The following is a 22,660-nucleotide window of genomic DNA, read 5'->3' on the forward strand; positions in this document are numbered from 1 at the left end:
ATATCAATCACAAGAATAATGAAGAGATTTAGTTACGAAACTCCCACGTTGGAGTGTATCGACCTGCTCGTCGAGCGGGGATTCGCCGATTCGACGCTCGGAAGCGATTTCGAAGAGGCAGGCGAAGATTCGGGAACCTGGGAATAAACAGCGAAAATGAAGATGAAACGATTTTTGATCTGGAGCCTGGCGGGCGTGTGCCTCGCGGGTTCCGCCTGCACGCAGAACGACGCGGAGGAGCTGCCCGCTCCGCAGGAACCGACGAGGACCGAAGGGTTTTACCTGAGCGACGAGACGTCGGAACGGGCCGCCGATCCCTCTTCGCGTGCCTATTTTTCCGACGGTTACAAAATCGCCTGGGAGACGGGCGACAGCGTTTCCGATGTCCAAGAAGTCCATTATCCGGTCCGACAGGACACTGACGGCAGGTGGTTCGTCGAACTTCCCGAGTCCGATTCCTATTTGGTCTGGTATCCGGCCTCGGCGTATGACGGCTATAGAAAAGTCAGCACTTCCGTACAGGTACACGCCCTGCTTGTGAAGGTTGACCAGAATTATCGCGCGGGTTCTTTCGATCCGGCGGCGATCTGTGCCAGTGCGATTGCGAAACCGGGGGAGAAACTGGTTTTCAAGTATTGCTGTTCCCTGGTGAAACTCACGCTCAAGGGAAGCGCTGCCGAAAAGGTGACGAAAATCGACCTTTCGACCGCAAACCTCGGGAAAGAGATTGTTGGCAGCGTCGGTGCTGCTTCCGATAACGGGGACGGAACGTTCGATATAGTCCGCTTGCCGGGTGCGTATGCGAGCCTCTCTACGAACTATGTTTCGCTGACCTCGGCCGAAGGGGTGCCTCTGACCGATGCAGGTGTCGATTTTTACCTCGCGGTTATCCCCATTACCTACAGTCAGGGATTCCAGATCACAGTGACGCTGGCCGACGGTCGGACGATGACGCGCAAGGGCGGCGTAGGCCAGACCGCGGCACGGGGCCGGATTCTGGCCATGCCGGCGCTGACCCTGCCGACGGGTTCGGTCTACTATTCGACGGACAATACCAATTGGAGTTTATGGGAAAACAACACCGACGGCTCGCCGGTGACCCTGGCCTATCCCGAAACGGCCGACCACAGGCTCTATTTCAAAAACAACGACAGCGCGGCCAAACCGGGACTGACCGCGGCGCATCTGTCCGTTCTCAAAACGGCCTTTGTGGCCGGCAAGACAGCTCCGATCGGATTCGATTTCAGTCAGGCGACCTACGAATCGACGACCTTCCCTGCGGATGTGCTTTCGGGTGGCTCCGCGGCTAATTCCAGTATCACCTATGTCTCGCTTCCCGGAAATATCACCGTGACGGAAGATGCGGTGAAAAATGGCGGCAAAGGCGTCTTTTTCAACAATCAAATGATGGAGGAGGTGGTTTTCCCGGCAAGCGTCCAACTGATCGGCCGTTATACCTGCTATATGTGTCCGGCCCTGAAAAGGGTCACGATCGAAGGCAGTTCTACGGCATTGGAGATCGGCGAAGCCGCCTTTGCACGTATTTCGGGAGGCATCGATTCGTTTACGTGTCACCGCACCGCACCTCCGACGACCTATACCTCATCCATACCCAGTTTCGATCAGAGTGTCGTTACTAAACTTTACGTGCCCGCATCCTCGCTGAGCGCCTATCAGGCTGCATCGCCCTGGAGTGGATTCAATCCCGCGGCGATCCAATAAATACCCCTTTTCATTTGCGGCGCATCCCCTAAAGATGCGCCGTTTTTTTCTGCCAAAATAACACGCCTCACCACCTCCTGTGGGGCCGTTTCTGCCAGATTGCTGACAATTTGGCAGGGATTGCCGATTGGTACGACCTTTGTTCGAAAGGGGGCGTAACCGGCCTGCAAGGTCGGAGGAAATAAGAGACAAACAATTAAACATACATTCGATTATGGCAAAGATTATCGGTATTGACTTAGGTACGACCAACTCGTGCGTGGCCGTGATGGAGGGCAATGAGCCCGTGGTTATCCCCAACAGCGAGGGACACCGCACGACCCCCTCGGTGGTGGCCTTCACCGGCGACGGCGAGCGCAAGGTGGGCGACCCGGCCAAGCGCCAGGCGATCACCAACCCCAAGCGCACGGTCTTTTCGATCAAGCGCTTCATGGGCGAAACTTACGATCAGGTGAAGTCGGACATCGAGCGTGCTCCCTATCAGATCGTCCGAGGCGACAACAACACCCCGCGCGTGGACATCGACGGCCGCCAGTACACCCCGCAGGAGATTTCGGCCATCATCCTTCAGAAGATGAAGAAGACGGCCGAAGACTACCTCGGACAGGAGGTCACCGAAGCGGTCATCACCGTTCCGGCCTACTTCTCGGACTCGCAGCGTCAGGCTACCAAGGAGGCGGGCGAGATCGCGGGCCTCAAGGTGCGCCGCATCATCAACGAGCCGACGGCCGCCGCGCTGGCCTACGGCATGGATAAGAAGAACAAGGACATGAAGATCGCCGTGTATGACCTGGGCGGCGGTACGTTCGATATTTCGATCCTCGAGCTGGGCGACGGTGTTTTCGAGGTGAAGTCGACCAACGGCGACACGCACCTGGGCGGCGACGACTTCGACCACGTGCTGATCGACTACATGGCCGAGGCGTTCAAGGCCGAGCACGGAATCGACCTGCGTCAGGACCCGATGGCCCTCCAGCGTCTGAAGGAGGCCGCCGAAAAGGCTAAGATCGAGCTGTCGAGTTCGACCACCACGGAGATCAACCTCCCGTACATCATGCCCGTCAACGGCATTCCGCAGCACCTGGTCATGTCGCTCACCCGCGCCAAGTTCGAGCAGCTGTGCGACCACCTGATCCGCAAGACCATCGAGCCGTGCAAGCTGGCTCTGCGCGACGCGGGTCTGCAGGCTTCGCAGATCGACGAAGTGATTCTGGTGGGCGGTTCGACGCGTATTCCCGCGATCCAGAAGATCGTCGAGGAGTTCTTCGGCCGCACGCCCAACAAGTCGGTCAACCCCGACGAGGTGGTGGCCATCGGCGCTGCCATCCAGGGCGGCGTGCTGACGGGCGAGGTCAAGGACGTGCTGCTGCTCGACGTAACCCCGCTGTCGCTGGGCATCGAGACGCTGGGCGGCGTGATGACCAAGCTCATCGACGCCAATACGACCATCCCGACCCGCAAATCGGAGGTCTTCTCCACGGCTGCCGACAACCAGCCTTCGGTCGAGATCAACGTCTGCCAGGGCGAGCGTCCGCTGGCCCGCGACAACAAGTCGATCGGCCGCTTCCACCTCGACGGCATCCCCGCCGCACCGCGCGGTGTGCCGCAGATCGAGGTCACGTTCGACATCGACGCCAACGGCATCCTGAACGTTTCGGCCAAGGACAAGGGCACGGGCAAGGAGCAGAAGATCCGCATCGAGGCTTCGTCGGGTCTGACCGAGCAGGAGATTCAGCGCATGCGCGACGAGGCGAAGGCCAACGAGGAGAAGGACCGCGCCGAGAAGGAGCGCATCGACAAGATTAACGCCGCCGACTCGAACATCTTCGCTACCGAGAAGCAGCTCAAGGAGTACGGCGACAAGCTCCCGGCCGACAAGAAATCGGCGATCGAAACTGCGCTCGGCAAGCTGAAGGAGGCGCACAAGAATGCCGACGTAGCGGCTATCGACTCTGCCATTGCCGAGCTGAACGCCGCCTGGCAGGCCGCTTCGCAGGACATCTACGCGCAGCAGCAGGCGCAGGGCGCACAGCCCGGAGCCGATGCCGGCCAGCAGACGAATCCTAACGCGGGCGGCGCCTCGAACAACGGCGGCGGCAACGGCCAGCCCGAGGACGTCGAGTTCGAAGAGGTGAAATAAATCGCCCGATTATAGCGAGGGCCTGTTCCGGTTTTACGGAACAGGCCCTTTTTTGTGTCTTGTTGCGGGCGGGGGATTCCGTTGGAGAGGACGTGTTGTAGGCGGGATGTGCGGTTGCGGGGGATCGAGGGCAGAGGTCGGTGGTTTGTCGGGGTGAGGTGATGGGTGGTTCGGCAGGGTAGATTGGTGGGTAGTTAGGTCGGGTGGGGTAGTTGTTGGGGCATTTGGGTAGGAGCGGGTGGTTGTGTCGGGGCAGGGTGGTGAGAGGTTTGGGCCGAGGGGATGTGAGAGGTTTCGTGGGGAGAGTTATTGTTGTTGTGTGAAGTTATATTAATCGAACTGTTTTGCGGCTCTTGGAGCCGTGCGGCCCGCAGCCTCCGGCGGAGGAGGCCCGCATTCGCGTCCTCCGCAGGCTGCGTCCCGATTGTTAAACCTTGCTGCCCTTCCCCTCCACACTTTCCGGAAAGAATAGAATATTTAAAAGTTAGTTGCGACGGCATTGGGTAGGATTGAGTAGTTTTGTCAGGTAGGGTGGTTTGGACCGGGGTGGTTTGGGGCTATTTTAATAGAACTGTCTTGCGGCTCTCGGAGCCGTGCGGGCCGCTGCCTCCGGCGGCGGAGGCTCGCTTGACCGCGTCCCTCCGCAGGCTGCATCCCGATTCGCATACCTTGCCGGCCCACTCCTTTTCAGAATAAAATTTCAATAGGGTGGTTGCGACGCGTCCCGTTGTGAACGGTTCCGGGGTGTGAAGGGCAGGCGTTATCCGCAATACCGTTTCCCGCCCCCCCCCTCGCTCGCGCACGTCCTCTTCTCCTCTACTCCTCGCCTCCTCCTCAGTGCCCCCCCCCTCCTCCCGGATTGCACGGTTCAGTAAAAAATGCTACTTTTGCCGCATCGAAAATTGGCTATGATGGCTTGGTTGTATTTGATTTTTGCGGGATTGTTCGAGATCGGCTGGCCGCTGGGCTTCAAGTTGGCGAGCGTCTATCCGCGTTATCACCTGCTTTTTCTGACCCTCGCGGTGGTTTCGATGGGGCTGAGCGGCCTGTTGCTGTTTCTGGCGCAGAAGAGTATCCCGATGGGTACGGCCTACATGATCTGGACGGGGATCGGCGGCATGGGAACCGTCGTACTCGGCATCCTCTTCTTCCACGACGCCGTGACGTTCTGGCGGCTGTTCTTCCTGACGCTGATCTTCGTCGGCATCGTGGGGCTGAAGATGGTCCACTGAAGGGGCTGCAGCAATTCCGCGTAGCCAATCCCGCCTGCCCGGATTCGCCCGCCTTGTCCTCTGCACCCGTACCGCCTCTCTGCGCCCGTCCTCCCTACATCCCCTTACTCCGCTGCGTCCGCTGCCACCCTCGCCGCCGCCAGCCCTCCCCGTCTGCCCTGCCTTTCGCGCACCGCTTCTCCGCCGACCCAACCGCACCGCGTTCTTTTCCCGGCAAAGCCTCTTCGGAGCGGCCGGCTCCGTCGCACCGCTCCATTACCTCCGCCGCCCGTCCCGATCGCGCCTTTTTTCGGCGGCGTCTGCAATTCTTGATTGTTAATACTTTATTTTTAATTCTTTTTTCCTATCTTTGCGTGCTAAAGCGCCCAATGACGATAAATATTACGAACAATATCAAATTTTCTTAACTCAAATGCAAAGTAAAGGTTTTATCAAACTCATCGCGGCTCTGCTGGCGCTCGCGTGCGTTTACCAGCTCTCGTTCACGTTCAAGACGCGGAGCGTGGAGAAGAAGGCGGCCGCGTATGCCGCGCAGTTCCCTTTCGAGCAGCAGGCCGAGGCCGAGCAGCACTACCTCGATTCGGTGCAGAACCTGCCGGTCTACAACCTGGGCTTCAAGAAGTTCACCTACAAGGAGAGCAAGGAGAAGGAGCTGAACCTGGGTCTGGACCTCAAGGGCGGCATGAACGTCATGCTGGAGGTGCAGGTCGAGGACGTCATCAAGGCGTTGGCCGGTGACAGCCAGAACGATCCGGCCTTCGTCGAGGCTATCGCCGAGGCGAACGACGCCATGCGCAAGGGTACGTCGAAGGACTATATCGACGACTTCGTGAAGGCCTACCAGCGCCTGTCGAACGGCCGTCCGCTGGCTGCGATCTTCGTAAGCCCCGACCGCCGCGACATCACGCTCGAAAGCACGGATGCCGAGGTGGCCAAGGTGCTCAAGGACGACACCGAGAAGGCGATCGCCGCCTCGTTCAACGTGCTGCGCAGCCGTATCGACAACTTCGGCGTCACGCAGCCCAACATCATGCGTCTTCCCAACTCGCACCGCATTCTGGTGGAGCTGCCGGGCGTGAAGGAGCCGCAGCGCGTGCGCGACCTGCTGCAGGGAACCGCCTCGCTCGAGTTCTGGACCACCTACGACGCCCGCGAGGTGCTGCCTGCGCTGGCTGCTGCCGACAAGTTCATCCGCAGCGAACTGACCGCCCGCCCCGCACAAACGGAGACCGAAACGGTCGTTGAGGAGCAGGCCGCCGGGGACAGCCAGGGCGAGGAGGCTGCCGGACTGATCGCCGAGATCGGAACCGACTCGGCCGCCCTGACGCAAAGCGCTCAGACGGGCCGTTACGACCGTACGCAGAACCCGCTCTTCGCGGTGCTCGATCCGAACTACGCCGGAGGCGCTGCCATCGGAGCCGCCTACAAGGCCGACATGGCTGCCGTGAACGAATACCTCTCCGAGCCGGGTGTGCGCGAACTCTTCCCCGCCGACATCCTTTTCAAGTGGGGCGTCAAGGGCGACGACAAGATCGACGGCCGCTACTACCTCTATGCCATCAAGGTCACCACGCCCGACGGCAAGGCTCCGCTCGACGGTTCGGTCGTTACCGACGCCACGGAGCAGTACCAGCAGCACGGCGCTACGGCCGAGGTTTCGATGACCATGAATGCCGAGGGAACCCAGCAGTGGGCGCGCCTGACGGGCGAGAACATCGGCAAGTGCATCGCCATCGTGCTCGACGGCTACGTCTACTCGGCCCCCGTCGTGCGCACGAAGATCGACAAGGGTACGTCGCAGATTACGGGCGATTTCACCATCCAGGAGGCGAAGGACCTGGCCAACGTGCTCGAATCGGGTAAGGTTCCCGCTCCGGCCAAGATCATCCAGGATACGGTAGTCGGCCCGTCGCTGGGTCAGGAGTCGATCAATGCGGGTATGCTCTCGTTCGTGATCGCCTTCATCCTCGTGCTGCTCTACATGGGTCTCTTCTACAAGACGGCCGGCTGGATGTCCGACGTGGCGCTCTTGACCAACGTCTTCCTGCTGATGGGCGTTTTGGTCTCGTTCGGCGCCGTGCTGACGCTGCCCGGTATCGCCGGTATCGTGCTGACGATGGGTATGGCCGTCGACGCCAACGTCATTATCTACGAACGTATCAAGGAGGAGCTGCGCGGCGGCAAGGGGCTGTCGCTGGCCATCAAGGACGGCTTCTCGAAAGCCTATTCGGCCATCATCGACGGTAACCTCACCACGATCATCACGGGTATCGTGCTCTTCGTCTTCGGCAACGGTCCCGTGCAGGGCTTCGCCACGACGCTCATCATCGGTATTCTGACCTCGTTCTTCAGCGCCGTCTTCATCACGCGCATCCTGATCGAGTGGATCGTCAGCCGCTGGGGCACGATCTCCTTCTCGCGCAAGTGGTCGGAGAACTTCCTCAACAACACCAATTTCGACTTCATCCGCGTGCGCAAGATCGCCTATATCGTGGCCGGGGCACTGATCGTCCTGTCGTGCATTTCGTTCGCCACGCGCAAGCTGAACATGGGCGCCGAATTCACCGGAGGCCGCGCCTACGTGGTCCGCTTCGATAAGGCCGTTTCGGCCGAGCAGGTGCGCGCCAACCTCGGCCAGGCTTTCGCCCAGGAGGCCGATGCCGACGCTTCGACGGTCAGCTTCGAGGTGAAACAGTACGGCAACGAGAACCAGATGCGCATCGTCACGCAGTACAAGTACGACGATACGTCGGACGAGGCTACGGCCGAGGTCGAGCAGATCATCTACGACGCGCTGAAGCCGCTCTACTCCTATGAGATTTCGTTCGACAACTTCCGCAACACGCAGGAGGACCTCAACGGTATCATCACCGCCGACAAGATCGGCCCCTCGATCGCCCGCGACATGACGTGGAACGCCATCTACTCGGTGCTCTTCTCGCTGATCGCCATCGGACTGTACATCACTTTCCGCTTCAAGCGCTGGCAGTGGGCTTCGGGCGCGACGGCCGCGCTGGCGTTCAACGCTCTGTTCGTCATCGGTCTCTTCTCGATGCTCTACGGACTGGTTCCGTTCAACCTCGAGGTCAACCAGGCGTTCATCGCCGCCATCCTGACGATCATCGGTTACGCGATCAACGATACGGTGGTGGTTTTCGACCGAATCCGCGAGTACCTGGGTCTCTATCCCAAGCGCAACCTCAAGGAGAACGTGAACAACGCCATCAACTCGACCCTCTCGCGTACGATCAACACCTCGGGCACGACGCTGGTCACCCTGCTGGCGATCTTCTTCTTCGGCGGCGAGACCATCCGCGGCTTCATCTTCGCGCTGACGATCGGTGTCGTCGTGGGTACGGCCGCTACGATCTTCATCGCCACGCCGATCGCCTACGATCTGATGACCAAGCGTGCGAAGCTCGACAAGGAGTAGCCCGACGCATCGTCGATCGTAATAAAATGGACCGCACTTGGTGTGCGGTCCATTTTATTTGCTATTTTTGCAGGTGCGATTGCATCATTAATGTACCGTGCGCCGTGACTGCCGTGGCGGCACGGCAGAATGGTTTTGCGCTAAGCCCGCTGCCCGCAGTTGTAAACGCGGCCGCGGGACGCAAATGAAGGCGGTCGGCTTTTTGAGAAAGGGACCGAAATTCGGATACATTCAGGTATGCAATAGCCTTTGCAAGTATAACATCGTCCTATGGAGAATCTGTGGAAGTGGATGCACCGCTACGTATCGCCGGTATTTCTGGCGCTGCTGATCGCGTCGTTCATCCTGTGGTATATCGCCAAGCTGAGTTACACCTACACGACCGAACAGACCGTGCGGGTCAACGTCGACGGCGAGCCGTTCGAGGTGACGTGCGTCGTCGAGGGCGTGGGTACGAACCTGTTCGGCTACCGGGTCTACATGAACAAGACGCTGCGCATCCCGCTCGCGGAGCTGAAGTACAAGCGTTCACACGAGGAGGGCCACGAGGGCAAGCTCATCATCGACCCGCAGTCGCTCCAAAGCGCTATATCGGTGCGCTTCAGCGACATCAAGGTGATTTCGATCGGCACGGTTCCCGAGATCGACAAACCCGAACAGCCATGATGAAGGTCGGCGTCACGGGCGGCATCGGGAGCGGAAAGAGCACGGTATGCCGCCTTTTCGCGCGCCGGGGAATCGCGGTTTACGACTCCGACGCCGAGGCCAGGCGGCTGATGACCGGGGACCCCGCGCTGCGCGAAGCCATCGCGGCCCGCTTCGGGGCGCGGGTTTATGCCGGAGGCCTGCTCGACCGTGCCGCACTGGCCGCACAGGTCTTTTCCGACCCGGCGGCGCTCTCCGACCTGAATGCGCTGGTCCATCCCGCCGTGATGCGCGATTTCCGGGGGTGGGCCGAAGCGCAGACGGGCGATTACGTCCTGCTTGAAAGCGCGATCCTCTTCGAGGCGGGGTTGGAAGGGGAGGTCGACCAGACCGTTGCCGTCCTTGCCCCGACCCAGCTGCGCGTGGAGCGCGCCTGCCGCCGCGACGGCTGCACGTCGGAACAGGTGCTCCGCCGGATCGCCGTTCAGATGGACGACGACACGCTGGCACGACGGGCCGATCATGTAATTGTCAACGTCTTCGAAGCGGACCTCGAACCCGCCGTCGAAGAGCTGGACCGAATATTCCGCCATGAAGCGAACGGCGCTGGAGATTGAGTGGCGACGGCGGCAGGTGATGGCGATTCTCAACGTCACCCCCGACTCGTTCTACGCCGGCAGCCGCACGCCCGACGAGGCTGCCGTCGCCCGTCGGGTCGAAGTGTGCGTGGCCGAGGGGGCGTCGGTCATCGACGTGGGCGGCTACTCCTCGCGCCCGGGGGCCGACGACGTACCGACGGAGGAGGAGTGGCGGCGCGTGGCGCTGGGCGTGGAGACGGTGCGGCGCATTGCGCCCGCGATGCCCGTGTCGGTCGATACGTTCCGCAGCGAAGTGGCCGCGCGCGCGGTCGAGCGGTTCGGCCCGCTGATTGTCAACGATATATCGGCAGGTGAGTTGGATCCGGCCATGCCTGCCGTCGCGGCACGATACGGGGTTCCCTACATCGCCATGCATATGAAGGGTGATCCCCGCACGATGCAGTCCCGCACCGACTATCGGCGCGACGTGGTTTCGGAGGTGGTCGACTACTTCCGTGAACGCGTCGGGGCGCTGCTCGCCGCGGGCATCCGGCGGGAAAACATCGTGCTCGATCCCGGTTTCGGCTTCGCCAAGACCGCCGGGCAGAATTTCGAGCTGCTCGCGGGGCTGCACCGCCTTTGCGGGCTGGGCTACCCGGTGCTGGCGGGCCTCTCGCGCAAGTCGATGATCTGGCGCACGCTCGGCTGTACGCCCGACGAGTCGCTGGCAGGAAGCGTAGCGCTGGGGTGGGAGTGCCTGCGGCAGGGTGCGACCGTGCTGCGCGTGCACGACGTCAGGGAGGCCGCCGACACGGTGCGGCTCTTCGAAAAATTCGAACAGAACGATAGGCAGTAACGTTATGGAAAACGAACGATCGGGGGCGGAGGCCGCCCCCAAAAGCGGCGACAAGCCCGCTGCGCGCCGTTCCCGGCATCGGTCGGGCCGTTCGGGCCGCTCCGGCGGTCCGTCTGCGGCTGCTTCGGCAGGCAAGACGGCTTCGGCAGGCAAGACGGCTTCGGCAGCCAAGGCCGTCCCGACAGTCAAAACCGCGTCGGCTGGCAAGGCCGCCCCGGCCAATGGCGCAACCCGCTGGACCTGGCGCGAATACATGCTCCAGCTGTCGGTGGTGATTATCGGCATCATGGTGACGTTCATCGGTTCGGGGCTGGTCTCCGACTGGTCCCGTCAGCGGCAGGTGAAAAGGGCCATGCAACTCATCGTCGCGGAGCTTAAGGCCAATCGTGAACACCTCGACAGCTGTTGCGACGAGCTGATCCGCGACCGGCAGGGGATGCTGATGTTCGAGCGCTACGGGAAGAATGTCGAGCTGATTCCAGCGGATTCGTTGGCGTGTTACATGCCTTTGCTGGGTTCGTCGCAGGAATTCAAGCTCCAGAGCGATGCCCTCGAATTCCTCAAGCTATCGGGCGCGATCCAGTCGGTGAATGATGACGCGCTGCTGATGCAGATTCTCGGCTGCTATCGTGCGCTGGAGGTGTTCAGCCGGGCCGTGGACAGTTACAGCCGACGCAAGGAGGCGGCGATGGATCATTTCCTGGTCAATGCCTCGCCGGAGTTTTTGGCCCGTTTCAACGTGTTGGAATGCCGGGATGCCTGGCGGGCAATGCTCGCCGACCCCCTATGCGTCAGCTTCGTCGGCATGACCAAAAACTATTTCGCCTACGGAGACGACAACTTTTTGACGAGCGACATCGGCGACTGCCGCAAAACCATCGCCGCCATCGACGAAAAATACGGCTTCCGGTGATCGGCGTTTGCGAACGCCGGCGTTCGGTGGGGTGTATGAAAACAGGTTCTAAACATTAAACATATTACGACGTATGGCAAACGAACGATCGGCGGCGGAAGCCGCTCCAAAAAACGGCGACAAGCCCGCTGCGCACCGTTCCCGGCATCGGTCGGGCCGTTCCGGCCGTTCCGGCCGCTCCGGCGGTTTGTCGGCGGCCGCCCCGGCAGCCAGGGCCGCATCGGCCAAAGACAGACCCCGCTGGACCTGGCGCGAATACGCCTTGCAGTTCTCGGTCGTGATTCTGGGCGTGATGGTCACTTTCGTCGGCTCGGGGCTGATCGAACGCGGACGGGCGAAGCGCGAGGTGCGCACGGTGATGCAGCTGGTCTACGAGGAACTGAAATCCGACCGCGAACTCTTGGAGTTCATCTGCGGGGAGCTCGCCTATGACCGGCAGGGAATGTTGCACCTCCGGGAGCACGACATGGATTACCGGCGCGTTCCCATCGACACGCTGCGTAAGTACCAGACCCTTCTGGGCCGCCTGCGCGATTTCAGCCCCCGGACCGATGCGCTGGAGGTGCTGCGTTCGTCGGGCACGATCTCCTCGGTCGGGGACAAGGCGCTGCTGTTGGACATTCTGGAGTGCTACTCCTGGATGAACGATCTGGCGAGCGACGTACACAGCTATAACAGCCAGAAAATCGCCTCCCTGAATCATCTTTTTGCGGCTGGCACGCTGCCCTCCTCCATGGAGAATATGGAGCCGCTGACTTGGTGGCGTACCATGATGAGCGACCCGATGTGCGCCGCATTCTTCGGCTCGATGACCGGATATTTCGGAAATAGCATCTACGACGGTTCGGCGGTCGGCCGGGTCGACGGCGTGATGGAACAGCTCAGGGACAAATACCGGTTGGAATGATCTGTGTAACCGACTTGCACAAGCGTTTCGGCACGCTGGAGGTGCTGCGCGGCGTCTCGCTGGAGGTCGCCGCGGGCGAGGTGGTCTCCGTGGTCGGCGCCAGCGGCGCGGGCAAGACCACGCTGCTCCAGATCATGGGCACGCTCTCGCGCCCCGACGGCGGACGGGTCGAGATCGACGGCACGGATGTTTTCACGCTGGGCGACAAGGCTTTGTCCCGCTTCCGCAACGAGCGGATCGGCTTCGTCTTCCAGTTCCACCACCTGCTGCCCGAGTTTACGGCGTTCGAGAATGTCTGTATTCCGGGCCTGATCGGCCGCCGTCCGCGCGCCGAGGTCGAACGGCGGGCCGCCGAACTGCTCGCGCTGCTGGACCTCACGGCCCGCCGCGACCACAAGCCCGCCCAGCTCTCGGGCGGCGAGCAGCAGCGGGTGGCCATCGCCCGGGCGCTGGTCAATGCGCCCGCCGTCCTGCTGGCTGACGAACCCTCAGGCAACCTCGATTCGCGCAACCGCGACGAGATTCACCGCCTCTTCTTCACCCTGCGCGACGAGCTGGGGCAGACCGTGGTGATCGTCACCCACGACGACTCGCTGGCTGCGATGGCCGACCGGAAGATTACGATGAGCGATGGCACGATCCGCTGATCCCGAGCTTCGGGAGCTGCTGGAGCGCCTCTACGACCGCTACAACCGTCCGGAGTTCATTCCCGACGACCCGATCTCCGTGCCGCACCGCTACTCGGCGACCGCCGACCGCGAGATCGCGGGCTTCTTCGCCGCGACCATCGCCTGGGGCAACCGCAAGGCGATCGTGCGCAGCGGCCACCGCATGATGCGCTGCATGGACGACGCCCCGGCCGATTTCGTGCGCAACGCCTCCGAACGGGAACTCGCGGCGCTCGACGGCTTCGTCCACCGCACTTTCAACGGGCAGGACCTGCGCGACTTCGTGCTGGCCCTGCGCCGCCTTTGCACGGTGTACGGCGGTATCGGGGCTTTCTTCGAGCGGCGTTACGAAGCCACGGGCAGCCTGCGGCAGGTGCTCGCGGAGTTCCGGCGCGAATTCTTCGCCGCCGACCACGCTCCGCGCTGCGAGAAGCACCTCTCTTCGGTGGAGCGGGGCGCGGCCTGCAAGCGGCTCTGCATGTATCTTCGGTGGATGGTTCGCCGCGACGACCGGGGCGTGGATTTCGGGGCGTGGACGGCCATTCCCATGTCGGCCCTTTACCTGCCGCTCGACGTGCATGTGGGCGACATGGGCCGTGCGCTGGGGCTGCTCGCGCGCCGTCAGAACGACTGGCGGGCCGTGGAGGAGATCACCGCCGCACTGCGGGAATACGATCCGGACGATCCGGTGCGGTACGACTTTTCGCTGTTCGGGGCAGGGATCCATTCAATTAAGAATTAAAAATTACCTTTGCGGACGTTAGGTTGGCGGGTTGCGTTTGCGGGTGTGGAGGACCGCCTGTCGCATACATCGCAGGCTTCTGAAAACGCGGCGGACCTCCTCTCCATTAATTTCTCTAAAATCTTATAACTTGTTTCGGTTCAAACAATTCGCTGTCCGGCAGGACCGCTGCGCGATGAAGGTCGGAACCGACGGTGTGCTGGTCGGGGCGTGGGCCGGCGTGCGACCGACCGACCGCTACATGCTCGACATCGGCACGGGTACGGGGCTGATCGCCCTGATGCTGGCCCAGCGCAGCGCCTCGGCATGGATCGTCGGGGTTGACGTCGACAGCGTGGAGCAGGCGCGCGAAAACGCCACCGCCTCGCCGTGGGCCGATCGCGTGACGTTCGTGCAAGGCCCCGTGCAGGAGTTCCGCCCGGCGCAGCAGTTCGATTTGATCGTCTCCAATCCGCCGTTCTTCGTCGATTCGCTCCTCCCGCCCGACGCCGGACGCACGGCGGCGCGCCACGCCGTGCTGCTGCCGTTCGGGGAGCTGCGCGATGCGGTCGTGCGGCTGCTGGCTCCCGGCGGGCGTTTCGCCGTGGTGCTCCCGGTCGCGGAGGCCGAACGCTTCGCGGAACTCAGCCGCGGGATGCTCGCCCCCGTCCGCCGCACGGAGGTGCGCACGACGCCCCGCCGCGCCGCCAAGCGGGCGCTCGTGGAGTTCGTGCACGCCGCCGAAGCCCCCGCCGCACCCGCGCGCTCGGAGCTGGTCATCGGCACGGGCGAGCACGAAGAGTACACCCCCGAATACCGTGCGCTGACGCGGGATTTTTACCTGAAATTTTGACGGAACGGCAAAATAAGCTACATTTGCGAGTAGGATACACAAAAATTTCGAGACCATGAAACGACTTCTTTTCGCCCTTGCGCTCGTCGTATGTGCCGGCGCGGCGGCTCAGAATCCCTATATCGCCCTGCAAGGCGCTGTCGAAAGCCCCGCGGGCATCGTCCTCTCGCAGCCGCGGACCATTCTGGCGGTCGACGTGACGGTCGCCTGCGACCGCATCCTGGCCGGACCCTATGCGCGCTATGCGCAGAAGTTCCTGGGCGTGCGCGCCCCGCTGACCGACAAGACCGTATGGAGCGTCGAGGGCGGTTCGGTGGCGCTGCTCGACGCCGACGCGGCACTCGATGCGACTGCGCCCGAAGCTCCCGCTTCCCGCACCGTCTCGCATGCCGAGGCCGATGCGGAGTTCCCGCGCCTGCAGGCCGACAAGAACAGCATGAACGTCTCCTCGCTGGAGGACGCCGCGCGCGATGCCGCCAACACGATCTTCTCGCTGCGCCGCCACCGGATCGAACTCATCACCGGCGAAGCGGGCGAGAATGTCTTCGGCGAGGGACTGAAGGCGGCCCTGGCCGAGATCGCACGCCTCGAACAGAGCTATCTGGAACTCTTCCTCGGTAAACGGATCGTTTCGACCCTCACGCGCCGCTACATCGTCTATCCCGAGGCGGGCCGCAAGCAGTACGTCGTCTGCCGCTTCACCCCCTCGGAGGGGCTGCTGCCCGAGAGCGACCTTTCGGGCGACATGGTGCTGTTGCAGATCGAACCGACGGGCAACGTCCCGACCGACCTGGCCGCCGGACCCAAGGAGTCCAACGTCGTGGCGTGCCGCGTGGCCGATCCGTCGGTCTGCACGCTCATCGTCGGCGGCCGCGAATATGCCCGTGCGGTGCTTCCCGTCTTCGAGTTCGGCCGCACGATCGACGTGGCGCTTCCCCGCCGCAAATAACCGTCCGACACCGATGGACCCGACCTCCCGGATGACCGCGCTGCTGGGCCGCATGCGGCGTGAACGCAACGGCGCGGTGGCCGACACCATGCGCTGCTGGGGCCGTCCGTGCGGGTTGAATTACGGAGTCAGCCTGCCCACCGTGCGGCAGATCGCCCGCGCCGAGGGGACGGACCATGCGCTGGCCCGCCTGCTGTGGCAGCAGGACGTGCGCGAACTGCGCCTGGCAGCACTCTACCTGGCCGACCCGGCGCGTCTGCCGGAAGAGCGTGTGTTCTGGGGTGCGGGCATCGCCAATTCGGAACTGGCCGAAGAGGCCGCTTTCGCCCTCTTGAGCCGCACGGACGCCTTTGCGGAGCTGTTCCGTGACTGGATCGCAGCGCCGGAGCCGCTGCTGCGCTATGCGGCGCTGCTGGCGGCGGCGCGGAGCGAGCGGCTTACGATCGAGTGGCTGGACCCGGTCCTCGAAGCCGTGCGCATGGAGACGGACCCTGCGGCCGCGCCGTGGATCGCCCGCGGAGCGGTGGCGATGCTTGCGGCGCTGGGCGCACAAAACGAAGAGAACCGGCAGGCGGTACTCCGCGCAACCGGTTCTCCGGGCAAGCTCCCTGCCGAAGACTGCGTCCACGAGGAGCTCGCCTGGCGTTTGGCCGAGGCTCAGTGTTGAAGCACGTGTTCGCGCTTTTCCAGCTCGTTGAGCACCCGGATCAGGTGGTCGTAACCCACGCGGCCGCTTTCGCGCCAGAGCACTTCGCCGCGGCGGAAGAACATCAGCGTCGGCACGGACATGATGTTGTAGCGGCGCACCACTTCGAGCATGTCCCGATCGTCGATATCCACTTTATAGACATCCACGCGCCCCTTCATCTGCTCCTGAAACTTGTCGATCACGGGGTGCATCATCTGGCAGGGGCCGCACCAGCTGGCGAAAAAGTCGACGAAAGTCAGCGCGTCGCGCCAGATCAGTTTGTCAAAATCCTTCATAATTTTATTTTTTAACTCAATTCATTTCCGCCCAGGTGAGCGATGCGCACGCCTTGTCCGAAAGCTCCTTTTCGACGTAGCTGATCGTCCGTCGCAGCCCTTCGAGCAGCGGTGTGCGGGGCGCCCAGCCCAGCTCGCGGCGGGCGGTGGTGATGTCGGGCGTCAGGCGCCGGCGGTCGTCGGGACGATCCTTGACGTGCAGGATGCGCGAACGGCTTCCGGTCAGGGCGACGATCTTCTCGGCCAGCGCCCGGATCGAGGTCTCGCGGTTGCTGCCCAGATCGACGGTCCGCGTCTGCTCGGCGGCGGGGCTTTCCATCAGGCGGATCAGCCCGTCGACAATGTCCTCCACCCAGCAGAAGGTGCGCAGCTGCTCCCCGCTGCCGTTGATCAGAATGTCGCGGTTCTGCAGCGCCGCCACGATCGTCTTGATCACCATGCGCTGATCCATCAGGTCGGCGCCGCTGCCGTAGGTGTTGAAGATGCGGGCGATGCGCGTGTCGACGCCGAACTCCGCCTGATAGGCGCGGTGGAGCGCTTCGGCGGCACGCTTGCCCTCGGCCAGAATCGAGTGGGTCGAACAGCCGGTCGCCCCGTCGCACATCATGCGCAGGTCCGAGCCGTAGACGTCGCCCGACGAAGCGAACAGCACCCGGGCGCGTTCCGTACGCGCCGTATCGAGGGCGTTGATCGAACCCAGCACGTTGACCTTGAGCGTCTCGACGGGCAGCGCCTTGTTGTAGCGCACCATCGAGGGTGAGGCGAGGTTGTAGATCTCGTCGCAGCGGATGCCGAACGAGTTGATGATATTGTGGTGGACGTAGCGGAACGTGGGGTGCTGCTCCGCATTGCGCAGCAGGGGTGAATTGGCCGCATCGCGCACGTCGACGCAGAAAACCTCGTGCCCTTCGTCCAGAAGGCGCAGACAGAGGTGCGTGCCGATGAAACCGACCCCGCCCAGAACGACGATTCTTTTTTGCATCTTCTTATTCCTTTTGTCGGAATAAGAGCAAAATCTATTCCATATAGGAAGCGGCTTCCGCCCTTTCGCGCAGTTCCGGGCGCGATTTCGGGCGTCTTTTCGCACCGCCTCGCCCGATGGCTGTTCCGGACGGTTCGCTCCGTACTATTTTCGCTCTTTTTTGTACCTGTTTTTTCAGCCGGCCGCCCTCCGGCCGCTACTTTTGCTGTGGTCGGGAGGGGAGGACGGACGCAGCCTGCGGAGTGCACGCGAGTAGCGGGCCTCCGCGCCCGGAGGCTGCGGCGCCGACCTGAAGGTCGAGAACCTGACAAAAACCGCTGTCTCGCCCCCCCCTGATACGGTAAAATGGATATGACCTAAAAACGCATGCAATGAATAGACTTGTCCTCGAAATCCATCGTCTGATTCCCGCTTTCCTCCTTGCGGCCGCCGTCGCGTGCGGCCAAACGGTTTCCGGTTCCGAAACGGCCCCCGGTTCCGAAACGGCTTCCGGTCCCGAATCCGCAGCCCGGGCGGTGATCGAACGCACGCTCGGCCGTCCGGCTCCCGACATTGAGCTGCGCCTGACGGAGAAGGACCCCGACGGACACGACCGCTTCGCAACCCGCGTGGAAAACGGCCGTCTGGTGATCGAGGGGAGCAGCGGCGTGGCGCTGACGCGCGGGTTTTACGACTACGTGACTGCCAACGGCTACGGGCAGGTCAGCTGGACGGGAACCCGCATGGAACTGCCCGCACGGCTTCCCGACGCGCCGCTGCGGGAGGTCCGCTCCCCGTTCCGACACCACTACTATATGAACGTGTGCATGTTCGGCTACACCTATCCCTACTGGGGCTGGGAGGAGTGGGAACGGGAGTTGGACTGGATGGCGCTGCACGGCTTCGACATGGCTCTGGCCCCGATCGGCAGCGAGGCTGTCCTTGCTCGCGTATGGCGCGACATGGGCCTTACACCGGGGGAGATCGACCGCCTTTTCACCGCGCCCGGCCATCTGCCGTGGATGCGGATGGGGAACATGAGCGGGCTGGACGCGCCGCTTTCCAGGCGGTGGCAGGACGATCAGATCGCCTTGCAGCACCGGATTCTCGACCGCATGCGTGCGCTGGGCATCACGCCCGTATTCAGCGGTTTCGCGGGCTTCGTGCCTCGGGCCGTCACCCGCGTGCGTCCCGAAGTTACGCTGACCGAGACGCGTTGGAACGGACATATGAAGAGCTGGATGCTGCCGGTCGAATCGCCCGTGTTCCGTGAGATCGCCGTCCGCTACCTCCGGGCGTGGGAGCGCGAGTTCGGCCGGGGCGGATACTACCTCGTCGATTCGTTCAACGAGATGGAACTGCCCTTCGGCGAACTTTCGCCCGAAGAGGTCCGCGAGCGGCTGACCCGTTACGGCGACGCGATCTACGGAAGCATCGCCGCGGCCAACCCCGATGCCGTGTGGGTGTTGCAGGGGTGGATGTTCGGCTACCAGCGCGACATCTGGACGCCCGATCGCATCCGCGCCCTGCTGGCCGGTGTGCCCGACGACCGGGTGCTGGTGGTCGATCTGGCCGAGGATTTCAATGCGATGGTGTGGCGCAACATCCCCGGTTGGGAGTATGCCGAAGGGTTCGGCGGCAAGCAGTGGATATACAGCACCGTACCCAATTTCGGCGGTCGTTCGGCGCTCAGCGGCTCGCTGGAGTTCTACGCCAACGGCCACCGTGCGGCGCTGCGGTCTGCGCGGAAGGGCCGGCTGGTCGGCTACGGCACGGCGCCCGAGGGGGTGGAGAACAACGATCCGGTGTTCGAGATGATCGCCGATGCGGGCTGGTCCGCCGAACCGATTGCGGTCGCGGAGTGGGTGCGCCGCTACGCCCGCAACCGTTACGGAGCCTGTCCCGAGCCGATGGCCCGCTGCTGGGAGGGCCTGCTCCGCTCCTCCTACGCGCGCTCCATCCCCAACCAGGCGCGCTACCGCTGGCAGATGACCCCTTACGATCAGCGGCGCAGTCCGGTCGACCTCTCGCCCGACTTTTTCCGGGCCGTGGAGCACTTCATAGATGCGGGGGAGGAGCTGTCGGGCAGCGCCTTGTACCGCGCCGACCTGGCGCTCTATGCAGCCCTTTATGCCGCGGGCAAGGCCGACATCGCTATCGAACGGGCCAATGCGGCCTATCTGGCGGACGACCGGAGGCGTGCGGCGGCGGAACGCGACAGGTTCTTCGATCTACTCCTGACTGCCGACCGCCTGCTGGAATCGACCCCCGCCTACCGCCTCGAACGGTGGCTCGGATTCGCCGAAGCGCGGGCCTCGGATCGGGCGGAACGGGAACGCTTCCTGCGCGACGCGCGCCGGCTGGTCACCTGCTGGAGCGACGGGCCGTCGCTGCACGACTACGCCTGCCGGGTGTGGTCGGGGCTGATCCGCGACTACAGCGTGCCGCGGTGGAAGCACTATTTCGACTGCAAGGAGCGCGGTGCTGCGCCCGACTTCGGGCGGCTCGACTCGCTCTGGCTCGCCGCGGCCGCCGAACCCCTTTCGTCGCAGGAACGTTTCCCCGATGTACTGGCGGCAGCCCGGGAACTGATCGCCCGCTACGGCGGCTATGGACGCGACTTCGTGCGGCCCGAATCCACCGGGAGAGTCGGTTCGTGGTCGCCGTTCGAGTTCGGCGGAGCATCCCGCCGCATCCGGCTGACGCTCGATCCGGCCACCGTGCCCGGCATCCGGGGCGTGCGGTTCCGCCGCCTGCGGGGCGGCGACCGGGTGCGGGTCGGCGATCCCGTCTTGCAGGTGAACCGTGCGAATGTGGCCGTGACGAGGCGGGAGGTCGGGATAGGTCCCGACTGTCCGGAGGCGGTTATCCCGATCCGCCCCGTCCAGCGCACCGTCCCGGACGAAGCGACGCTCTTCGTGACCCTCGACGGTCCCGCGGCTGCCGATGCGTTCGGGGTGATCGAACTGGTTAGGTGACCCTGCGGAGTGACCGCACGATTTTGTTGCTTTTTTGTACGCGATTTTCCATCGGTTTCGGCCCGATTGCCCAACTTTAGGATATGAAAATCCACCCCTCTATATACGCTCTCTGGGGGCTTCTGCTGCTGGCGGCCTGCTCCGCCGCGGACGCAGACGACCCCGCCGCTGTGCCGCAGCCCGGCATCGCTCCCAAGGACGGCGTGTTTGCCCGCCGCGGTGAGGGATCGTTCGTCTTCACGGGTTACGCCCCTTTAAAGGAGAAGCCCGTTTCGCTCTTTTATTACATCCCTACCCGCGGAGAGGTCGAGCGGATGCCCGTGCTCTTCTCCATGCACGGGGCCGAGCGCGATGCCACGATTCAGCGCGATGCGTGGAAATACCTGGCCGAAGCGTACGGATTCGTCGTGCTGGCTCCCCAGTACGACAAGGCCCTCTATTCCGAGAACGACTACCAGTTCGGGGGCGTCTTTAGCGCGGCCGGCTCCGGGGAGCTGAACGACCCGTCGCGCTGGACCTACCGGACCGTCGAGGCGCTCTTTGACTACTTCAAAAACGAGACGGGAAACACCTCGGCGACCTATTCCATGTTCGGCCATTCGGCGGGCGGGCAGTTCGTCCACCGCTTCCTGCTGGCGATGCCCGGCGCACGGGTGGGACGCGCCGTGGCGGCCAACCCAGGAGCGTGGACCTTCCCCTATGCCGACGGCATCGCGGGCGCGGACGGGAAGCGTTACGGCTGGCCCTGCTCGGTGGCCGCGACGCCCTTTGCCGATGCGGAGCACCTCTCCGCCTTCTTCACCCGCGAACTCTACGTGCAGCTCGGGACGGCCGATACCGATGAGAACGATGCGTCGCTGCCCCGGGACATTCCCTCGCAGGCGCAGGGACCTCACCGCTATGCCCGCGGGCGGAACTTCTTCGCGGCCTGTCGGTCGGCGGCGAAGGAGGCGGGCCTCCCGCTGCACTTCCGCCTGGCCGAGGTCGAAGGCGTCGGCCACTCCACGCTCCGCATGGTCTACGGCAAACCGGTCGTTTCGAACCCCTCCGATACCGAGAACCGCGGGGCGAACAGCGCATACCACTTACTCTTCGAATAACGGCCTATGACAAAACGCTCCTTTCTCTCGATTTTTCTGCTGCTCTTCGCCGTAGCGGTCGCTTCGGCGCAGGACGACGTCCGCTTCCGTCGCGGCGGCGGGATGATGGTCTTCACGGGCTACCCTCCGATGAAAGACCATCCGGTGAACCTCTATTACTACATCCCCACGCAGGGGAATATCCGAAAAATGCGCGTGCTGATCTCCATGCACGGTGCGGAGCGCAGCGGCCGTATCCAGCGCGGCGTCTGGCGCAACCTGGCCGAGGAGTACGGCTTTATCGTGCTGGCTCCCGAGTTCAAGCACGACAACGGCTATTTGGAGAACGGATACCAGTTCGGCTGGGTTTCGGAGGACCCGAAAGAGTTCCGGTTGCGGCCCCGCGAAAAGTGGACCTACCGGATCATCGAGGCGATCTTCGACTTTTTCAAGGCACAGACGGGCAACGTGAGCGAGACCTACGACCTGTTCGGCCACTCCGCGGGCGGGCAGTTCGTCCACCGCTACCTGCTGGCCATGCCCGAGGCGCGGGTGGGGCGCGCCGTGGCGGCCAACCCCGGCAACTACACCTGGCCCGACGATCGGGGGCTGTTCACCCCTGCGGGCGAACCGGCCGACCCTCCCGGCTGGCCCTATTCGGTCCGCGATACCCCCTTCGCCTCGGACGACTACCTGGCCCCGTTCTTTGCGCGCGACCTGATTATCCTGATCGGAACCGAGGACACCGAACCGCTCCGCGACGACATCCCCGCGAACAACCCCAACCGCATTCAAGGCCGTCACCGCTACGAACGGGCCTGGAATTTCTACAACGCCTCGCGCGAGATCGCCCGCCGCAAGGGGCTGGCGTTCAACTGGACCATTCTCGAGGTCCCCGGCGCGGGACACGGCAGCGCCCAGATGGTCTACGGTCAGGGCAGCGTGCGCAACTGGCGCATCGAGGACAACGAACGGGTCTACAACCTCAAGGACGTGACCGGGCGCGGGGCCTACAGCCTGCTTTTCGAGCGATAACCAATC

Annotated in this window: 20 protein-coding genes; 18 read left to right on the plus strand and 2 right to left on the minus strand. The window is 63.1% G+C overall.

Going from position 1 to position 22,660, the window contains the following annotated elements; translation table 11 throughout:
- The first annotated feature begins 18 nt into the window (after positions 1 to 18).
- The 15 genes from ACMO9O_RS06470 (at position 19) to ACMO9O_RS06540 (ending at position 16,284) form a co-directional block, all read left to right on the plus strand.
- The gene (locus ACMO9O_RS06470; protein ID WP_418982965.1) at positions 19 to 147 is read left to right on the plus strand and encodes a hypothetical protein; all 129 of its coding nucleotides are present in this window, start codon (positions 19 to 21) and stop codon (positions 145 to 147) included.
- 15 nt (positions 148 to 162) lie between these two features.
- Positions 163 to 1,722 (plus strand): hypothetical protein, encoded by a 1,560-nt coding sequence (locus ACMO9O_RS06475; RefSeq protein WP_418982967.1) that lies wholly within the window; start codon positions 163 to 165, stop codon positions 1,720 to 1,722.
- A 214-nt stretch (positions 1,723 to 1,936) separates the two neighbouring features.
- Entirely contained in the window at positions 1,937 to 3,862 is a 1,926-nt protein-coding gene (gene dnaK / locus ACMO9O_RS06480) for a molecular chaperone DnaK (protein ID WP_418982969.1), read from the plus strand.
- Positions 3,863 to 4,773: 911 nt separating this feature from the next.
- On the plus strand, positions 4,774 to 5,094 hold the full coding sequence (locus ACMO9O_RS06485) for a DMT family transporter (protein WP_418982971.1): 321 nt from the start codon (positions 4,774 to 4,776) through the stop codon (positions 5,092 to 5,094).
- 412 nt (positions 5,095 to 5,506) lie between these two features.
- The gene (gene secDF / locus ACMO9O_RS06490; protein ID WP_418982973.1) at positions 5,507 to 8,527 is read left to right on the plus strand and encodes a protein translocase subunit SecDF; all 3,021 of its coding nucleotides are present in this window, start codon (positions 5,507 to 5,509) and stop codon (positions 8,525 to 8,527) included.
- A 270-nt stretch (positions 8,528 to 8,797) separates the two neighbouring features.
- On the plus strand, positions 8,798 to 9,193 hold the full coding sequence (locus ACMO9O_RS06495) for a hypothetical protein (protein WP_418982974.1): 396 nt from the start codon (positions 8,798 to 8,800) through the stop codon (positions 9,191 to 9,193).
- Positions 9,193 to 9,789 (plus strand): dephospho-CoA kinase, encoded by a 597-nt coding sequence (gene coaE / locus ACMO9O_RS06500; protein ID WP_418983174.1) that lies wholly within the window; start codon positions 9,193 to 9,195, stop codon positions 9,787 to 9,789. The genes ACMO9O_RS06495 and coaE overlap by 1 nt, the downstream gene beginning before the upstream one ends.
- Positions 9,790 to 9,808: 19 nt before the next feature.
- Positions 9,809 to 10,606 carry a dihydropteroate synthase gene (gene folP / locus ACMO9O_RS06505; protein ID WP_418983175.1) on the plus strand — a complete coding sequence of 266 codons (798 nt, stop codon included), beginning with the start codon at positions 9,809 to 9,811 and terminating at the stop codon, positions 10,604 to 10,606.
- Positions 10,607 to 10,610: 4 nt separating this feature from the next.
- Entirely contained in the window at positions 10,611 to 11,519 is a 909-nt protein-coding gene (locus ACMO9O_RS06510; RefSeq protein WP_418982976.1) for a hypothetical protein, read from the plus strand.
- 73 nt (positions 11,520 to 11,592) lie between these two features.
- A complete protein-coding gene (locus tag ACMO9O_RS06515) occupies positions 11,593 to 12,426 on the plus strand; it encodes a hypothetical protein (RefSeq protein WP_418982977.1) in 834 nt (277 codons plus the stop codon).
- A complete protein-coding gene (locus tag ACMO9O_RS06520) occupies positions 12,423 to 13,073 on the plus strand; it encodes an ABC transporter ATP-binding protein (RefSeq protein ID WP_418982978.1) in 651 nt (216 codons plus the stop codon). Before ACMO9O_RS06515 ends, ACMO9O_RS06520 begins: the two co-directional genes overlap by 4 nt.
- Positions 13,057 to 13,836, plus strand: coding sequence for a TIGR02757 family protein (locus tag ACMO9O_RS06525; protein ID WP_418982979.1), 780 nt, complete (start codon positions 13,057 to 13,059; stop codon positions 13,834 to 13,836). The genes ACMO9O_RS06520 and ACMO9O_RS06525 overlap by 17 nt, the downstream gene beginning before the upstream one ends.
- A 130-nt stretch (positions 13,837 to 13,966) precedes the next feature.
- Positions 13,967 to 14,668 (plus strand): tRNA1(Val) (adenine(37)-N6)-methyltransferase, encoded by a 702-nt coding sequence (locus tag ACMO9O_RS06530; RefSeq protein WP_418982980.1) that lies wholly within the window; start codon positions 13,967 to 13,969, stop codon positions 14,666 to 14,668.
- 55 nt (positions 14,669 to 14,723) lie between these two features.
- The gene (locus ACMO9O_RS06535; protein WP_418982981.1) at positions 14,724 to 15,617 is read left to right on the plus strand and encodes a DUF4831 family protein; all 894 of its coding nucleotides are present in this window, start codon (positions 14,724 to 14,726) and stop codon (positions 15,615 to 15,617) included.
- A gap of 13 nt (positions 15,618 to 15,630) precedes the next feature.
- Complete coding sequence (locus ACMO9O_RS06540) at positions 15,631 to 16,284, plus strand: DNA alkylation repair protein (RefSeq protein ID WP_418982982.1); 654 nt, start codon at positions 15,631 to 15,633, stop codon at positions 16,282 to 16,284.
- Here ACMO9O_RS06540 and ACMO9O_RS06545 read toward each other — a convergent pair.
- Both ACMO9O_RS06545 and ACMO9O_RS06550 read right to left on the minus strand, forming a co-directional pair.
- Positions 16,275 to 16,601 carry a thioredoxin family protein gene (locus tag ACMO9O_RS06545; protein ID WP_418982983.1) on the minus strand — a complete coding sequence of 109 codons (327 nt, stop codon included), beginning with the start codon at positions 16,599 to 16,601 and terminating at the stop codon, positions 16,275 to 16,277. The two genes, ACMO9O_RS06540 and ACMO9O_RS06545, sit on opposite strands and share 10 nt — an antisense overlap.
- A gap of 16 nt (positions 16,602 to 16,617) precedes the next feature.
- The gene (locus ACMO9O_RS06550; protein ID WP_418982984.1) at positions 16,618 to 17,583 is read right to left on the minus strand and encodes a GDP-mannose 4,6-dehydratase; all 966 of its coding nucleotides are present in this window, start codon (positions 17,581 to 17,583) and stop codon (positions 16,618 to 16,620) included.
- A 371-nt stretch (positions 17,584 to 17,954) separates the two neighbouring features.
- Between ACMO9O_RS06550 and ACMO9O_RS06555 the strand changes: the two genes are divergently transcribed.
- The 3 genes from ACMO9O_RS06555 (at position 17,955) to ACMO9O_RS06565 (ending at position 22,654) form a co-directional block, all read left to right on the plus strand.
- The gene (locus ACMO9O_RS06555) at positions 17,955 to 20,540 is read left to right on the plus strand and encodes an alpha-N-acetylglucosaminidase TIM-barrel domain-containing protein (RefSeq protein WP_418982986.1); all 2,586 of its coding nucleotides are present in this window, start codon (positions 17,955 to 17,957) and stop codon (positions 20,538 to 20,540) included.
- Positions 20,541 to 20,623: 83 nt separating this feature from the next.
- Positions 20,624 to 21,640: a PHB depolymerase family esterase gene (locus ACMO9O_RS06560; RefSeq protein WP_418982988.1), complete on the plus strand. Its 1,017-nt coding sequence runs from the start codon at positions 20,624 to 20,626 to the stop codon at positions 21,638 to 21,640.
- Positions 21,641 to 21,646: 6 nt separating this feature from the next.
- The gene (locus ACMO9O_RS06565) at positions 21,647 to 22,654 is read left to right on the plus strand and encodes a hypothetical protein (protein WP_418982989.1); all 1,008 of its coding nucleotides are present in this window, start codon (positions 21,647 to 21,649) and stop codon (positions 22,652 to 22,654) included.
- Positions 22,655 to 22,660 lie beyond the last annotated feature (6 nt).

Source organism: Alistipes sp. (assembly GCF_048465635.1).
Lineage (GTDB): Bacteria > Bacteroidota > Bacteroidia > Bacteroidales > Rikenellaceae > Alistipes.

Coding starts and splice junctions, on each gene's coding strand:
- ACMO9O_RS06510 (WP_418982976.1), top strand. CDS start 10,611: ATGGAAAACGAACGATCGGGGGCGGAGGCCGCCCCCAAAAGCGGCGAC.
- ACMO9O_RS06535 (WP_418982981.1), top strand. CDS start 14,724: ATGAAACGACTTCTTTTCGCCCTTGCGCTCGTCGTATGTGCCGGCGCG.
- ACMO9O_RS06515 (WP_418982977.1), top strand. CDS start 11,593: ATGGCAAACGAACGATCGGCGGCGGAAGCCGCTCCAAAAAACGGCGAC.
- secDF (WP_418982973.1), top strand. CDS start 5,507: ATGCAAAGTAAAGGTTTTATCAAACTCATCGCGGCTCTGCTGGCGCTC.
- ACMO9O_RS06520 (WP_418982978.1), top strand. CDS start 12,423: ATGATCTGTGTAACCGACTTGCACAAGCGTTTCGGCACGCTGGAGGTG.
- ACMO9O_RS06565 (WP_418982989.1), top strand. CDS start 21,647: ATGACAAAACGCTCCTTTCTCTCGATTTTTCTGCTGCTCTTCGCCGTA.
- ACMO9O_RS06560 (WP_418982988.1), top strand. CDS start 20,624: ATGAAAATCCACCCCTCTATATACGCTCTCTGGGGGCTTCTGCTGCTG.
- ACMO9O_RS06555 (WP_418982986.1), top strand. CDS start 17,955: ATGAATAGACTTGTCCTCGAAATCCATCGTCTGATTCCCGCTTTCCTC.
- folP (WP_418983175.1), top strand. CDS start 9,809: ATGGCGATTCTCAACGTCACCCCCGACTCGTTCTACGCCGGCAGCCGC.
- ACMO9O_RS06470 (WP_418982965.1), top strand. CDS start 19: ATGAAGAGATTTAGTTACGAAACTCCCACGTTGGAGTGTATCGACCTG.
- ACMO9O_RS06475 (WP_418982967.1), top strand. CDS start 163: ATGAAACGATTTTTGATCTGGAGCCTGGCGGGCGTGTGCCTCGCGGGT.
- ACMO9O_RS06485 (WP_418982971.1), top strand. CDS start 4,774: ATGGCTTGGTTGTATTTGATTTTTGCGGGATTGTTCGAGATCGGCTGG.
- dnaK (WP_418982969.1), top strand. CDS start 1,937: ATGGCAAAGATTATCGGTATTGACTTAGGTACGACCAACTCGTGCGTG.
- coaE (WP_418983174.1), top strand. CDS start 9,193: ATGAAGGTCGGCGTCACGGGCGGCATCGGGAGCGGAAAGAGCACGGTA.
- ACMO9O_RS06550 (WP_418982984.1), bottom strand. CDS start 17,583: ATGCAAAAAAGAATCGTCGTTCTGGGCGGGGTCGGTTTCATCGGCACG.
- ACMO9O_RS06545 (WP_418982983.1), bottom strand. CDS start 16,601: ATGAAGGATTTTGACAAACTGATCTGGCGCGACGCGCTGACTTTCGTC.
- ACMO9O_RS06540 (WP_418982982.1), top strand. CDS start 15,631: ATGGACCCGACCTCCCGGATGACCGCGCTGCTGGGCCGCATGCGGCGT.
- ACMO9O_RS06495 (WP_418982974.1), top strand. CDS start 8,798: ATGGAGAATCTGTGGAAGTGGATGCACCGCTACGTATCGCCGGTATTT.
- ACMO9O_RS06525 (WP_418982979.1), top strand. CDS start 13,057: ATGGCACGATCCGCTGATCCCGAGCTTCGGGAGCTGCTGGAGCGCCTC.